Below are 14,029 nucleotides of genomic sequence, written 5' to 3'. Positions count from 1 at the left end.
GACGTCAAAGCTACGCCGACGGGGTGTCCGGTTCCCAACCCTTTCTCCGCGCGCAGAGGGCAAGAAACCCGCAGCACCGAGCCCGACGCGTATCCTGGGGCAATGATTCAGGGACTACATGGCGCTGCTCGGCGCGCGAATCAGGTTTCACGACCGACGCTGCAGCAGCTCGCTCTCGGCACTGTTGCCGCCGGCGCTGCCGGCCTCGCCTACGCAACTCTGGTGGAGCGCAATGCTTTTGCGCTACGCCATCAGACGCTGCCCGTTCTCGAGCCCGGCGCCACACCGCTGCGGGTTCTGCACATCAGCGACCTGCACATGATGCCCGGCCAGCGCCTCAAGCAGGCCTGGGTTCAGGAGCTCGCCGGCCTGGCACCCGACCTGGTGATCAACACCGGCGACAACTTGGCTCACCCGCAGGCGGTGCCCGCGGTGGTCCAGGCTCTCGGGGGACTGCTGTCGGTGCCGGGATTGTTCGTTTTCGGCTCCAACGACTACTTCGGGCCGACGGCCAAGAACCCGCTCAAGTACTTCAAGAAGAACCACAAGCGGTCCCATGGTGAGCCCCTGCCCTGGCAGGATCTGCGAGCTGCGTTCACCGAGCGCGGCTGGCTCGACGCCACCCACTCGGTCCGCGAACTCGAGGTCGCCGGGGTCCGCGTGGCCGCCGCCGGCGTCGACGATCCACATATCGGACGCGACCGCTACGAGACCATCGAGGGACGTCCCAACCCACTCGCGCACCTGCGACTCGGGCTGACCCACTCCCCCGAACCCCGTGTCCTCGACCGGTTCGCCGACGACGGCTACGACCTCGTGATGGCCGGCCACACCCACGGCGGCCAGCTCTGCCTGCCGTTCTACGGTGCGCTGGTGACCAACTGTCATCTCGACCGGTCGAGGGTCAAGGGACCGTCCGCCTGGGGTGCCTCGATGCGCCTGCATGTGAGCGCCGGATTGGGTACCTCCCCGTACGCTCCCGCCCGCTTCTGCTGCCGCCCCGAGGCGTCGCTGCTGACCCTGACCCCGGTCTCCGACGACGACTCCGATTTCGACCACGAAGGGTCGCTTCCACCGATCAACGCCGAGGCCAATTGATGCCTCTGACCAGGCGATTTAATGCCTCGGGCGGACTGCGGTAAGCTATCGCAGGCTGATTGATCACGGGGTGTGGCGCAGCTTGGTAGCGTGCTTCGTTCGGGACGAAGAGGTCGTGGGTTCGAATCCCGCCACCCCGACAGAAAGACCGATTTCGATCGGTCTTGCAGGATGTGTTGGTTGAGACACAAGCAGTGAGACCCCGGTCTTGGGAAACCAAAGCCGGGGTTTCCTCGTTTCTGGGGTTGCCTCGATAAGCGGCCGACGAGGTGGCTCTTGGGAATTGACAGACGAGCGGACGGGCGCGAATATCCCTCTATGCGTTCAGATCCCCGTGTCACCGTCATCACCGGCACCGGGGGGATGGGACTCGCCATTGCCCGTCGCCTGGGCCCTGGCTCCACGATCGTCATCGCCGATCACGATTCGAATCGTCTCGACCCGGTGGCCGAGTCGCTGCGCCAAGTCGGTCATGTCGTCGTACCGCACGCCGTCGATATATCGGATGCAGAATCGGTACGCACGCTGGCGAAGACCGCCGCAGATCTCGGGCAGGTGACCGCCGTCGTTCACACCGCCGGACTCTCGCCGTCGCAGGCCGGCATCGAGACAATCCTGAAAGTCAACCTGCTCGGCGCGGCGCTGGTCAGCGATGCCTTCGGCGAGGTCATCGCGCCGGGCGGTGCCGGTGTGTTCATCGCTTCGATGGCCGGCCACCGTATCCCGGTGGCGCCGGAGCTGGAGACGCTGCTGCGATCGACACCGACCGAGGACCTTCTCGCCATCCCGGCACTCGCGGACATACCCGCGCCGGTTGTCGCCTACGGCGTCTCGAAGCGAGGCAACCAACTGCGCGTCCGGGACGCATCCATTACCTGGGGTCGGCGCGGCGCGCGGGTCAACTCCATCAGCCCCGGTGTCATCATCACCCCGATGGCACTTCTCGAGCTAAAGAGCAAAGGGGGCGACAGCATGCGTGAGCGCATGGAGCTCAGCGGCACCGGACGGTTCGGCACGCCCGAAGACATTGCCGCAGCCGTGGCGTTCCTGGTCGGGCCGGAGTCGGGGTTCATCACGGGCACCGACCTCGCGGTCGACGGCGGGGTCTTCGCGACGCTGTGAGCAGTTGAGACACAAGCAGTGAGATCCCGGTTCGCAGAAATGCGGACCGGGGTTTCCTTGTTTCGTAGGTCTCCGCGCGCTCCGGTCACAGACCTGGGCTGCTTTGACGGCATGACGAAGGTGTCTGCCCCCAGTAGTCGGTGAATGCCCTGGCGAACGAACTGGCGTTTTGGAAACCCACTACGCGAGCCGTTTCCTGGACGGATTGATCCGGAGAAGCCAGCAGCGCCATCGCTTTCAACATGCGCGCCCGCAGGAGATAGGTGCGCCACGACGATCCGACCTCCTCGTGGAACATGCGGCGCAGGGTGCGCTCCGACACCGACACCGCCCGGGCGACGTCCGCGATGCCGACCGACTGCAGGTTTTCCTTGGTGAACGCCATGGCGTCTGCGACCACAGAGTTGTCCGAGGTGGGCAGACTGAGCGTCGCACCACCGCTTGCGATCGCCTCGAGCAACAGGTTTCCGAGAGTGGCGAAGAAGCTATCGGCTTCGGTGTCGCTCCTCAGCCGGTTGATCGGCCAGCGTTGCGCGTAGACGATCATCTCCCGGATCAGTGGGGAGACGCTGAGAATCGCCGCACTCCGCCCCTCATACGGCACGAGTTCCGGATCGAACATCACCGCGATCGACTGCACATTCGAGTTCATCGTGGCCTGGTGTTCCAGCCCGGCCGGAATCCACACGGCCCGCTGGGGAGGAAGAAGATAGTGGGCTGATGCGGTCTCGACCTCCACCACTCCACCGACCGCGTACTCCATCTGATGCTCGTCGTGATGGTGCCATCCGGTCACCAGCCGTTCCCCCTCGTAAAGGTGGCTACCGGCGCTCACCACGGCGCTACGGCGTAGCCGCTTGACATTGGCCGCTTCTGCACGAGGCATGGCCGAATGTGTGGAGTCGGTCATGGTTATGAAGGGTACACATAGTGAGAGCCCACGTGACCTACCGCACTTCGAGGAGTTTTTAATGAATGTCGAAGACCTGATCCTGGTCAGCATCGACGACCATGTTGTCGAGCCACCCGACATGTTCCTGAATCATGTCCCGGCCAAATACGTCGACGAGGCGCCCCGGGTGATCGTGACCGACCAGGGCGTCGATCAGTGGGTCTATCAGGGTAAACCCACCGGCGTCAGCGGGCTCAACGCCGTCGTTTCGTGGCCGGCCGAGGAGTGGGGTCGCGATCCCGCCCGGTTCGCCGAGATGCGCCCAGGGGTGTACGACGTCCACGAACGCGTCCGCGACATGAGCCGCAACGGCATCCTGGCTTCGATGTGCTTCCCCACCTTCACAGGCTTTTCCGCGCGCCACCTCAACCAGCATCAGGCCGAGGTGACGATCGTGATGGTGCGGGCATACAACGACTGGCACATCGACGAGTGGTGCGCCGCGTACCCCGACCGGTTCCTCCCGCTGGCCCTTTTGCCCACCTGGAGTCCGGAGGCGATGGTCGCCGAAATCAAGCGAGTGGCCGCGAAAGGCTGCCATGCCGTCACCATGCCCGAGATCCCGCACCTCGAAGGTCTCCCCAGCTATCACGACATCGACTACTGGGGTCCGGTATTCCAGACACTCTCGGACGAGAACGTGGTCATGTGCCTCCACATCGGATCGGGATTCGGGGCGATCTCGATGGCACCCGACGCTCCGGTCGACAACTTGATCGTCCTGGCCACCCAGATCTCCGCCATCGCCGCCCAAGACCTGCTCTGGGGTCCGGCGATGCGTTCGTTCCCCGACCTCAAGTTCGCGTTCTCCGAGGGCGGTATCGGCTGGATTCCGTTCTACCTCGACCGCTGCGACCGGCACTACACCAATCAGCGTTGGCTGCAGCGCGATTTTGGCGGCAAGCTGCCGAGTGAAGTATTCAAGGAGCATTCCCTCGCGTGTTACGTCACCGATCCGACCGCCCTGAAGTTGCGGCACGAGATCGGCATCGACATCATCGCGTGGGAATGCGACTTCCCGCATTCGGACTGCTTCTTCCCCGATGCCGCCGAGAGCGTGTACGGCGAGCTGACCGCTGTGGGCGCCAGCGACAGCGACATCAACAAGATCACCTTCGAGAACTCGTGCCGCCACTTCGGGTGGGATCCGTTCGCGAAGACCAAGCGAGAGGACGCGACCGTCGGCGCATTGCGGGCCACCGCAACCGACGTCGATGTCTCAATTCGTCCGCGCGCCGAGTGGGCCAAGCTCTACGCGCAGAAACATCTGGTGACCGGGCAGGCCTGATCGCCGCCCGAATACTCGCCGGTTCACCACCGGCGCCAGATCGCACCGGTCGGTGGCTGCTACTGCAGCCACCGACCGGCTTCGATTCACCTGATGCAGGTTGAGCCACGCGAACAAACCAGTTCGTTTGCGAGCGGTACACTTCCTGAATGCGGCGATCAGCGGAAGATGCGAGGGCTCGTGTCCTGGAAGCAGCGCGGGCAGAGTTTGCGCAGTACGGAATCAATGGCGCCCGTATCGACCGCATCGCGAAAAGTGCAGGAGCGAGCAAGGAACGCCTTTACGCGTACTTCGGCAGCAAAGAAGTCCTGTTCGATGAGGCCATTCGGGAAGGTGTCCGGGAAGGCACGTCGTCGATCCCGATCGACAACGATGACCTCGTCGCCTACGCGGGCCGGCTGTACGAGCACTTTCTCGAACACCCCGATCAGGTCCGCATGCTGGCCTGGATGCAGCTCGAAGAACAGTGCGCAACAGCACATGTCGACGCCGTGGTCCTGCTCGAACAGGAAAAGGGTGAGGCCGTCCGACGCGCGCAGGACGCCGGCACTGTAGATACGCGATGGAATCCGCGTGAGTTACTTCAGCTGATCCATTCAGTGGCGACCTTCTGGGCGGCAACACTGCCCGTGCGAGGTAGGACCGCCGGTGACCGCAGGGCCGATGTCGAGGAAGCAGTCCGCCGCATCATCGGTCCCGCGGCCTGAATCACTCGCGTACCCCGGAGCTCAGCGCTTGTTCTTGCTGAAATCCCAACTGACGATCTTCTCCGGGACAACCTTGAGCCACGCGTGCCGGCCGTCGTAACCAAACCGACCGCCCGCGTACTTGTTGCCGAACGCCGTTTCCGGAGCCACCAGTTCCTCATTGGGCTCACCTGTCCGCGGCACCTCGCCAACCCACTCGGCACGCCCTCTGATCTCGACGCCGGCCAGATCCGTGAAACCCTCGCCGGCGTCGATCAGTACCGATACCCGGGCATCGCGGGACACATCGGTCCCGCGCTGACTCTTCACAATCGAGTTGAGCCACAACACATCTCCGTCCCAGACGAACCAGAGCGCCGACAGATGCGGCGCACCGTCCACACCGGTGGTGGCAACTCGGCAGGTACGTTGTGCGGCCAAGAACTCGTCGCGCTCCGCAGGTGTCATAGCGATGCGAAGACCGCGTTTCTGTGGGCGCACCTCGGCACTCTGAACGTTCTGGTCGACGGTAGATTCGTCTGCTGATTCGGGCATGGCGACCACGCTAGCAGATAGCGAACAAACCAGTTTGTTTGATGCCGGGGTCGGTCCGGGGTCAGATCAGTTCCGCTGGGCGGCAGCTGCCAGCACCGATTGCCGCCTGACCTGGTACGCCCGGATCACCGCGGCGTTGTCGCTCAGAGTTGTGTCCGAACACGTCATCAACCACATGTCGGCGAGTACCACGCGGTGTAGCGCCACGGCCAACGTCAGGACACCGTCGTCGAGACTGCGGTTCAGGTCGGGCAACCACCGGCCCGGATCCGTCGTCAGCGATCCGTCCAGGCGGGTGGCGGTGTGCAGGCACCACTCGACAAGATCCTGGAATCGGCAGCGCGCCAATCGGGGTAGGACCGTTTCGATGTGGTCGACTTCCAGACTCTCGTCCCGCGCCAAGTCATCGAGGAGGTCATTGGCGATGGGATCTCCACAGGAGTACAGCCATGCCGCGCACCAGTAGACGCCGTCCGTACATTGGGCGTCCTGCCAGCGCCGAAGAGTGGCGAGCAACGTCGTCGTTTCAGCTCCTGATTGCTGCACTGCGCCCATCCACTCTCTGTGACAATTTGCCCCCACGTTCAATAACAAGTTGAGGTTCATCATGCCGACTGGCCGCCATCCTCGCCCACCTTCCACTAGAGCAGTTTTGATCCTAGTCACAAAGTGAAGACGATCGCCGCACAACAACTCATACCCGGGTACGAATCTTCATAAACATATATGAAATCGGCTGTTCGGAGTAAAACTCCCAGGAGGGAATTAATTTCAGCAAACCGGCTGTACCGGGCGCGCAAGGTTCGACGGACACTCCGCTGACCTGCGGTGTAATACGAACAGGTGAAGCGCGTTGCTTTGCAGAACCAGCAACGGACACCGAGTCCTTAAATTAAAAGCGAGCACTCGCAAAGTTTCATCCGTGTTTCCCAATGGAAACAACGAACAATTGTCGACAAATGCCCACCTGCCCTTTTGGGCAGGTAAAGGAATTAACAACCAGGAATTGCAACCAACAAATAACTCGGTCGGTAATGAAACCTATCCGACGAAGCGATATCCCATACCGGCCTCGGTCAGGAGATGGCGTGGACGGGTTGGGTCAGGTTCGAGCTTGCGCCTCAGGCTCGCCAGATACACGCGCAGATAGTTCGACTGAGCGCCGTACGTCGGTCCCCACACGTGGTTGAGGATGTCGCGCTGGCTGACGAGTTTTCCTTCGTGCCGCACGAGCATCTCGAGAACGCCCCACTCGGTGGGAGTCAGATGCACCGGTTCACCGTCGCGGATCACCTGCTTGGCCCCGAGGTCCACGGTGAAGGCATCGGTCTGAACCACCGGAAGTGCCTCGTCGGTGCTCGCGCTCCCGCGTCGCACCGCAGCTCGCAGCCTGGCCAAGAACTCTTCCATCCCGAATGGTTTCGTCACGTAATCGTCGGCACCGGCGTCGAGTGCCTGCACTTTGTCCGACGAATCGACTCGGGCCGAGAGCACGATCACCGGAACATTGGTCCACCCACGCAGTCCGGCCAGCACAGTGAATCCGTCGATGTCAGGTAGCCCGAGGTCGAGAACGATGACGTGCGGGTTTGTCTGGCCCGCCGCCGTCAGCGCGCCGGCCCCGCTCGACGCCGTCGTCACATCGAAGCCCCGCGCGTTCAGGTTGATCCGCAACGCGCGCAAGATCTGGGGCTCGTCATCGACTACGAGGACCCGAATTTTTTCAGGCATCGGATTCCCCCGTCTGCGGGCCGAGCGGCAGATCGAATGCCATCGTCAGGCCACCACCGGGAGACTCCGACGGAGTGATGACCCCGTTCATCGCCCGCACAAATCCTTGCGCCACCGACAGCCCCAGACCGACGCCGTCCACGGTGTTTTCGTCACCCAGGCGCTGGAACGCGGTGAACATCTTCGGCCGCACCTCTACCGGTACACCGGGACCATGATCGACAACCGCGATGGAACACCGCGGAGGATCGTCGGAGGTCAGCCTCGCCCGCACCTGCACAGGCGTCGAGTCGCCGCTGTGCCGAAGCGCGTTGTCGATGAGATTGGCAAGCACCCGCTCGAGGAGCCCCGCATCGGCATAGAGAAGGACCGGATCGATGTCGAGCTCGACGCGTTCCGCGGCGACCGGATCAAATCGCGCGATGCCCACCGCCGCGCGACTGACGACCTCATTCAGGTAGACCATCTGCAGGTCCGGGCGCACCACCCCGGCGGCCAGCCGTGACGAATCGAGAAGGTTACCCACCAGCGCGGTCAGATGGTCGGTGGATTCTTCGATGGTCGCCAGCAACTCCGCGGTGTCCTGCGGCGAGAACACGACATCGGTTCCCCGCAGGCTCGACACCGATGCCTTCACCGCGGCCAGCGGCGTCCGCAGGTCGTGACTGACCGCAGACAGCAGCGCCCGCCTCAACTGATCGGTTTCCGCCAGTGCCCGCGCTTCGGCAGCCTGCGTGGCCAGCTTTCGTCGTTGGACAACACCCGCGGCCTGGTTTGCCACGGCGACCAGCACCCGGCGATCGCGGCCACCGAGTTTGGGTCCGCGCAACAGCATCGCGAAGTCACCTCCGGGCACCTCGCAGACCGTGTCCGCATGTTCGGCATCCGCAGGCGGATCGTCCCCGACCGAACCCTCGACGACGTTCGGCTCGCGGTGCGCGATCCGAACCACCGAGACCGCGCTCTGGTCATATGTCGTCTGCACGATCCGCAACAACCCTTCGATATCTTCACCGCTGAGAACTGCCCCTGCGAAGATCGCCAGCAGCTCCGCGTCCCGGGCGGCCCGCTGTGCCTGCACGCGGCGAACCGTCGCCGAATCCACCAGCACTGCAACGGCTATCGCGATCACCAGCATCACGATGATGGTGATCGCATTGTCGGTCTCATTGATGGTGAAGGTGTACCGCGGCGACGTGAAGAGAAAGTTCAGGAGCAGCCCAGAAACGATCGCCGACAACGCCGCCGGCCCGATCCCGCCGAGCATCGACACCGCGAGGACAACCACAAAGAGCAGTGCGGACTGACTGGCGATGCCCAGCCACGGATCGAGCGCCATCAGAATTCCCGCCGCCACCACCGGGACGACCACGGCACACACCCAGCTCAGGGGGCGATGAAACCGAGTGTTCCTGATGTCGAGGACGTTCCGCGCCTTGGTCTCCTCGTGGGTGACCATGTGGACATCGATCTTGCCGGACCGCTGCACGACGGCGGAGCCGACACCTTCGTCCAGAATCCGCTGCCATCGGGACCGCCTCGAGGTGCCCAGGACCAGCTGCGTGGCGTTGACCCCACGAGCGAACTCGAGCAGTGTGGCAGGGACGTCGTCGCCGACGATGGAGTGCATCTGGGCTCCGAACCCCTTGGCCAGTTCGGTGAGCTTTGCCAGGTCCACCATCGCCGGATCGGTCAGCCCGTCATCGCGAACAATATGGACCACAACGAGTTCGGCACTCGATCGTGATGCGATGCGGCTCGCCCGTCGCAGCAGGGTCGCCGATTCGGGGCCGCCGGTGATCGCGACCACCACTCGTTCACGCGCCTCCCAGGTGTCCGTGATCTCGTGGGCGGCGCGGTAGTCGGCGAGGTTGTCGTCGACCTGATCGGCCAGCCACAGCAAAGCCAGTTCACGGAGCGCGGTGAGGTTCCCCTGTCGGAAGTAGTTGGCGAGGGCACCTCCCACGCGGTCTCCCGGATAGACCTTGCCCGCCGAAAGTCGTTGGCGCAGAGCCTGCGGCGCGATGTCCACCAGTTCGATCTCGTCGGCAGAGCGCACCACATCGTCCGGCACCGTTTCACGCTGAACGATTCCGGTGATTTCCTGAACAACGTCGTTGAGGCTTTCCAGATGCTGGATGTTGATCGTGGACATCACATCGATACCCGCGTCGCGGAGTTCATCGATGTCCTGCCACCGCTTCGGATTTCGTGACCCCGCCGCATTGGTGTGGGCCAGTTCGTCCACCAGGACCACCTGCGGCCGGCGCTTCAGGACGGCCTCGAGATCCATCTCGTCCAACAGGGTTCCGCGGTAGTCGACCCAGGCCCGGTCGATGACCTCGAGACCGTCGATCATGGCGGCCGTGATCGATCGGCCGTGGGATTCGACCACACCGACCACAACGTCGACCCCATCGGCCAGCATCGTGTGCGCCTGGGCCAACATCTCGTAGGTCTTGCCCACGCCAGGTGCGCAACCGAGGAACACCTCGAGTCGTCCCCTGCCCTCTGCACCGGCGGTCACTGCAGCGATCTTAGTCGCAGCCCGGAGCCGTCAGCCCCAGGCCGATGTTGACACCCAGCGCATTGACGGTCAGCTGTCCCAAGAGCCGGGCTGCCCCGGGCACCTGGAGTTACCACACCTTGCCGAATCCATGCCGACATCGAGTTCATGATGAGATGACCGCCGAGGTGATCGAACAGGCAAGCAGCGCAATGAGTCTCACCCGATCTGAAGGGCTGCGGCCAACGAGGAACTCCCGCCTCTACGAACCTTTCAGGAAACACCAGGGCTGCACAGAGATATCGCCACAACGGTGGCGAGGATCAGCAGCACCGCATTGATCACTCCGTCGGCGGTCATTTGCGAGATCTCGCTGCGACGACGCGCAACACCAACGCGCATATGCACGCGGCGCAAGCAAGCACATCGGACCCGTCGTTGATGACCTTCATACGCTGGTTCGCGCGATCTATACGAGATCTTTGCGCGTGCGACCTCGACACGATCGGCAGAGCAAATACACGTTGTGTATTCGAATACTCGTCAACACCGGACATTCACTTCAGCAACTCCGGCGTACCAAAAGCGGCAATCTACTGATCTAATGTGAGCATGCGAAATAAACAATCGGCTGCCGAGAAGGATGCTCCTGCAGCATCTGACGCATTCAGCGTCGGAACTGCGGTCAGCGTCACCGCAGACGACAACACTCGTGAGGGCACCATCGTCGAGGACTTCGGCGTACTTCCCGAGGCCACCGTCGACCTCGGTGACGGCCTCCAGGTCAGCCCGAAGCGCTTTGCCGTTCTGCTGAACGACGGCAGCCTGGTGTTCGTCAACGACGACAGCCTCAAGACAGTCGCCTGAACCGCTGCACCGTCACCGACGGTGCTGCAGGGCCTCCAGCAGCTCGGGACCGGGTTCACCCTCGAGTTGGCGTAGGTAGTCCTCGACCACCTTGATCATCTCGGCATGCCCTTCCCGGACGCCGAGAGTGTCTTCCATGACCACAACGCGCGAGATGCTGGTCATCAACACAATTGCCGCCACGGCCGGCATCTGATCGAGATCGACTCCGTAGCGCCGGAGGACGTCTTCGATACCGGTGCTCGCCTCGACGCGGAACTGTTCGGAGATCCGCACGATCTCGGCGCGAAGTTCTTTGCGATGGTTCGACAGCGCGATGAACTCCATCGTGAAAATCGCACCCGCCGGATCTGTGCTGAAAGCCCATAGTGCCCACAACGGCTGCTCTGATTTGAGCGCCAAGGCCTGCACCTCGAGGCCCTGCTCGGCCCGGCGCCGGAACAACTCCAGGAACAATTCGTCCATGGTGCGGAAGTAGTAGTGGACGAGCTGAGGTTTGAGACCGGCTTCGTCGGCCACCCGCCGCGAACTCACCGCGGCATAGCCGTTCTCCAACATCACACGCTCGGCGGCAGCGAGCAGCACCGCACGATTCTTGGCGTCCGGTGCGCCGAGTCTGCGGGGCGTAGACATCGAGTTCGACCTCCGCATCGATGGATGACAGCCGCTCTGGCTCACGACATGTTAGCGCGCCGATATCCACAATGATGGCGGATGCTGTGCAAATGCCTAGCAGCGGGTCATCCGGAACGCCGAAACGGCCCCCCAGGATCTCCCGGGCGGCCGTTTCGAACCATCTTCAGATGATGGATCAGCGCTTTCGGTTCATCACCCGATCAGCTGCCGCCCAATGCTCGTCGGCAACCCACAGACGTGCGAATGCGGCGACCGCCTCATCGGGGGTCGCGCCGCCGATCACGCGCTTGATGTCGCCGGACGAATTGTTGGCCAGCGACCTGGCCACGGCCTTCCAGCCCTCTTCGAAAGAGGCCCGGGGCAGCACCTTGTCGACAAGTCCGAGCCGCTCGGCCTCGGCAGCACCGACAAGCGCGCCACCGCCGGCGAGCAGCAGCGCCCGGCTCTTACCGACCAGCGCAGCGAGCCGCTCGGCTCCACCCCACGCCGGCATGATTGCCAGTGTGACCTGGTTGAAGCCGATTTTGATGTCGTCGGCAGCGACGCGGATGTCAGCAGCAACGGCCACCTCGGCTCCGCCGCCGAGTGCGTGCCCGTTCATCGCCGCGACGACCGGCGCCGGGAATGCGGCGATCTGGTCACAGATCCCGCGCATCCGACGGGCCATCGCCTCGGCCTCTTCGATGGTCCGCAACGCGCTGAGTTGTTTCAGATCTCCGCCGGAGACAAACGCCTTGTCGCCGGCACCCTTGATGACCAGCGCCTGAGCGCCTTTGGCCTCGTCCAGCGCGGTCTCGAGCTGATCCATGGTTTCGGGCGCAATTGCGTTCCGGGCCTCGGGGCGATTGATCGTGATGACCGCCAGGCCTTCGTCGAGTTCAAGTTCAACCATGGGAGATTCTCCATCAATGAGATTGGCATTCTTCAGTTGTGAGAATATCATCACCATAGTTGACCGGGGACACCCTCGATCGGGCGTCATCCCGGTCGTCGCCGCGGACCCCGGGTTCAGAGCCAGAGCTGTATTGGAGTTGTCGACATGCGAACCATCCCCGCTGACCTGGTGGCCAGATATGAGCAACAGGGCTGGTGGACCGACGAGACCATCGGCGAACTGCTGGCAGCGGGACTGACCGCCGCACCCGATGTCGAATTCCGCATCCATTCATCGATCCGCCCCTGGTCAGGCACCTTCTCCGACGTCGAACTCGTGGCCCGGCGGCTTGCTGCAGGCCTACGGGACCGCGGCGTGGGCCCCGGGGACATCGTCGCTTTTCAGCTGCCCAACTGGATGGAGGCCGCCGCAACGTTCTGGGCGTCGTCATTCCTCGGCGCCACGGTCGTACCGATCGTCCACTTCTATGGACGCAAAGAAGTCGGCTACATCCTCGGCGCGATCAAGCCGAAGGTGTTCATCGCCACGGAAAAGTTCGGTCGTCTCGAGTACTCCCCCGAACTCAGCGCCGACGTGCCGATCGTGGGTGTGGTCGGCCGCAACTTCGACGATCTCCTCGCCGACGAACCGATGTCCGGGATCATCGAGACCGATGCCGCGCTACCGGCACTGATCGCGTTCACCTCGGGAACCACCAGCTCGCCCAAGGGTGTGATCCACAGTCATCGCACCCTCGGTTTCGAGACCCGGCAGCTCGGCGCGTGGTACCCGCCCGACCGCGGGAGCCAGCTCACCGCCGCCCCGGTCGGGCACTTCATCGGGATGGTCAACGCCTTCCTCATCCCGGTCCTCGACGGCAGTCCCATCAACCTCACCGACGTGTGGGACCCGGCGCAGTCCATGCATCTGATGAAGACGGAGGGCCTGACCGTCGGCGGCGGTGCCACCTACTTCGTCACGAGCCTGATCGACCACCCCGACTTCACCGACGAGTACCTGCCCTTCATGAAGTACGCCGGCTTGGGTGGGTCGTCAGTTCCCGCGGCGGTCACCACGCGACTCGAAGATCTCGGCATCACGGTGTTCCGCTCGTATGGGAGCACCGAGCATCCCTCGATCGTCGGCTCGATGTACAACGCCCCCATCGACAAGCGTCTGTTCACCGACGGAAATGTCTTGCCGGGCGTCGAGGTCCGGCTCGGTGAGGACGGCGAGATCTTCAGTCGCGGACCCGACCTCTGCATCGGCTACACCGACCCGGAACTGACCGAACGCAGCTTCGATTCCGAGGGCTGGTATCGCACGGGCGACGTCGGCGTGATCGATGACGACGGCTATCTCACCATCACAGATCGCAAGGCGGACTTCATCATTCGCGGTGGCGAGAACATCAGCGCACTCGAGGTCGAGGAGGTCCTGATGGGCATGCCCGCAGTCGCCGAAGCGGTGGTGGTCGCCGCCCCCGATGCCCGCCTCGGCGAGCATGCCGCCGGGGTCCTTCGTCTCCATTCCGGCCATTCCATGCCCACGATGGACGAAGTCAGGGCACACTGCGATCGGATCGGCCTGGCCAAGCAGAAGTGGCCCGAGGAATTGCATCAGGTCGACGAGTTCCCGCGGACTGCGAGCGGGAAAGTACAGAAGTTTCAGGTTCGCAAGGATATTGCGACATCCGTGTAAAGAGAATATGGTT

The 14,029-nt window shown here is 63.2% G+C and carries 13 protein-coding genes and 1 tRNA gene; 7 read left to right on the top strand and 7 right to left on the bottom strand.

Annotation, left to right across the window (positions count from 1 at the left end; genetic code table 11):
- The first annotated feature begins 102 nt into the window (after positions 1–102).
- The 3 genes from H290_RS0124435 (at position 103) to H290_RS0124425 (ending at position 2,220) form a co-directional block, all read left to right on the top strand.
- Positions 103–1,098, top strand: a complete 996-nt coding sequence (locus H290_RS0124435) for a metallophosphoesterase (RefSeq protein ID WP_020109484.1) — start codon at positions 103–105, stop codon at positions 1,096–1,098.
- A 66-nt stretch (positions 1,099–1,164) separates the two neighbouring features.
- A tRNA-Pro gene (locus tag H290_RS0124430) sits at positions 1,165–1,238 on the top strand.
- A 178-nt stretch (positions 1,239–1,416) separates the two neighbouring features.
- Positions 1,417–2,220 (top strand): SDR family oxidoreductase, encoded by an 804-nt coding sequence (locus tag H290_RS0124425; RefSeq protein ID WP_020109483.1) that lies wholly within the window; start codon positions 1,417–1,419, stop codon positions 2,218–2,220.
- 85 nt (positions 2,221–2,305) lie between these two features.
- Here H290_RS0124425 and H290_RS0124420 read toward each other — a convergent pair whose 3' ends face one another.
- Positions 2,306–3,130 carry a helix-turn-helix transcriptional regulator gene (locus H290_RS0124420; RefSeq protein ID WP_028463654.1) on the bottom strand — a complete coding sequence of 275 codons (825 nt, stop codon included), beginning with the start codon at positions 3,128–3,130 and terminating at the stop codon, positions 2,306–2,308.
- Positions 3,131–3,191: 61 nt separating this feature from the next.
- Between H290_RS0124420 and H290_RS0124415 the strand changes: the two genes are divergently transcribed.
- Together H290_RS0124415 and H290_RS0124410 are read left to right on the top strand one after the other, a co-directional pair.
- On the top strand, positions 3,192–4,460 hold the full coding sequence (locus tag H290_RS0124415; protein WP_020109481.1) for an amidohydrolase family protein: 1,269 nt from the start codon (positions 3,192–3,194) through the stop codon (positions 4,458–4,460).
- A gap of 149 nt (positions 4,461–4,609) precedes the next feature.
- Positions 4,610–5,167, top strand: a complete 558-nt coding sequence (locus tag H290_RS0124410) for a TetR family transcriptional regulator (RefSeq protein ID WP_020109480.1) — start codon at positions 4,610–4,612, stop codon at positions 5,165–5,167.
- A 21-nt stretch (positions 5,168–5,188) separates the two neighbouring features.
- Here H290_RS0124410 and H290_RS0124405 read toward each other — a convergent pair whose 3' ends face one another.
- The 4 genes from H290_RS0124405 to H290_RS0124390 form a co-directional block, all read right to left on the bottom strand.
- Positions 5,189–5,701, bottom strand: coding sequence for a pyridoxamine 5'-phosphate oxidase family protein (locus H290_RS0124405; RefSeq protein WP_020109479.1), 513 nt, complete (start codon positions 5,699–5,701; stop codon positions 5,189–5,191).
- Positions 5,702–5,767: 66 nt separating this feature from the next.
- Positions 5,768–6,247 (bottom strand): hypothetical protein, encoded by a 480-nt coding sequence (locus H290_RS0124400; protein ID WP_155977015.1) that lies wholly within the window; start codon positions 6,245–6,247, stop codon positions 5,768–5,770.
- Between the two features lie 495 nt (positions 6,248–6,742).
- Positions 6,743–7,432 (bottom strand): response regulator, encoded by a 690-nt coding sequence (locus H290_RS0124395; RefSeq protein ID WP_020109477.1) that lies wholly within the window; start codon positions 7,430–7,432, stop codon positions 6,743–6,745.
- The gene (locus H290_RS0124390) at positions 7,425–9,959 is read right to left on the bottom strand and encodes a sensor histidine kinase KdpD (RefSeq protein WP_020109476.1); all 2,535 of its coding nucleotides are present in this window, start codon (positions 9,957–9,959) and stop codon (positions 7,425–7,427) included. The genes H290_RS0124395 and H290_RS0124390 overlap by 8 nt, the downstream gene beginning before the upstream one ends.
- A gap of 591 nt (positions 9,960–10,550) precedes the next feature.
- Here H290_RS0124390 and H290_RS29620 point away from each other — a divergent pair.
- Positions 10,551–10,805, top strand: coding sequence for a hypothetical protein (locus H290_RS29620; RefSeq protein ID WP_020109473.1), 255 nt, complete (start codon positions 10,551–10,553; stop codon positions 10,803–10,805).
- A 12-nt stretch (positions 10,806–10,817) separates the two neighbouring features.
- Here the strand turns inward: H290_RS29620 and H290_RS0124375 are convergent, their stop codons facing one another.
- Positions 10,818–11,438 carry a TetR/AcrR family transcriptional regulator gene (locus tag H290_RS0124375; protein ID WP_020109472.1) on the bottom strand — a complete coding sequence of 207 codons (621 nt, stop codon included), beginning with the start codon at positions 11,436–11,438 and terminating at the stop codon, positions 10,818–10,820.
- A 178-nt stretch (positions 11,439–11,616) separates the two neighbouring features.
- Complete coding sequence (locus H290_RS0124370) at positions 11,617–12,333, bottom strand: enoyl-CoA hydratase/isomerase family protein (RefSeq protein WP_028463652.1); 717 nt, start codon at positions 12,331–12,333, stop codon at positions 11,617–11,619.
- A gap of 147 nt (positions 12,334–12,480) precedes the next feature.
- Between H290_RS0124370 and H290_RS0124365 the strand changes: the two genes are divergently transcribed.
- Positions 12,481–14,016: an AMP-binding protein gene (locus tag H290_RS0124365; RefSeq protein ID WP_020109470.1), complete on the top strand. Its 1,536-nt coding sequence runs from the start codon at positions 12,481–12,483 to the stop codon at positions 14,014–14,016.
- The last annotated feature ends 13 nt before the right edge of the window (positions 14,017–14,029 follow it).

The sequence above is a fragment of the Nocardia sp. 348MFTsu5.1 genome (genome assembly GCF_000383535.1).
Classification (GTDB): domain Bacteria; phylum Actinomycetota; class Actinomycetes; order Mycobacteriales; family Mycobacteriaceae; genus Williamsia; species Williamsia faeni.
Note: the sequence above shows the minus strand (reverse complement) of the source record. Positions and strands in the feature narration are given on the sequence as shown.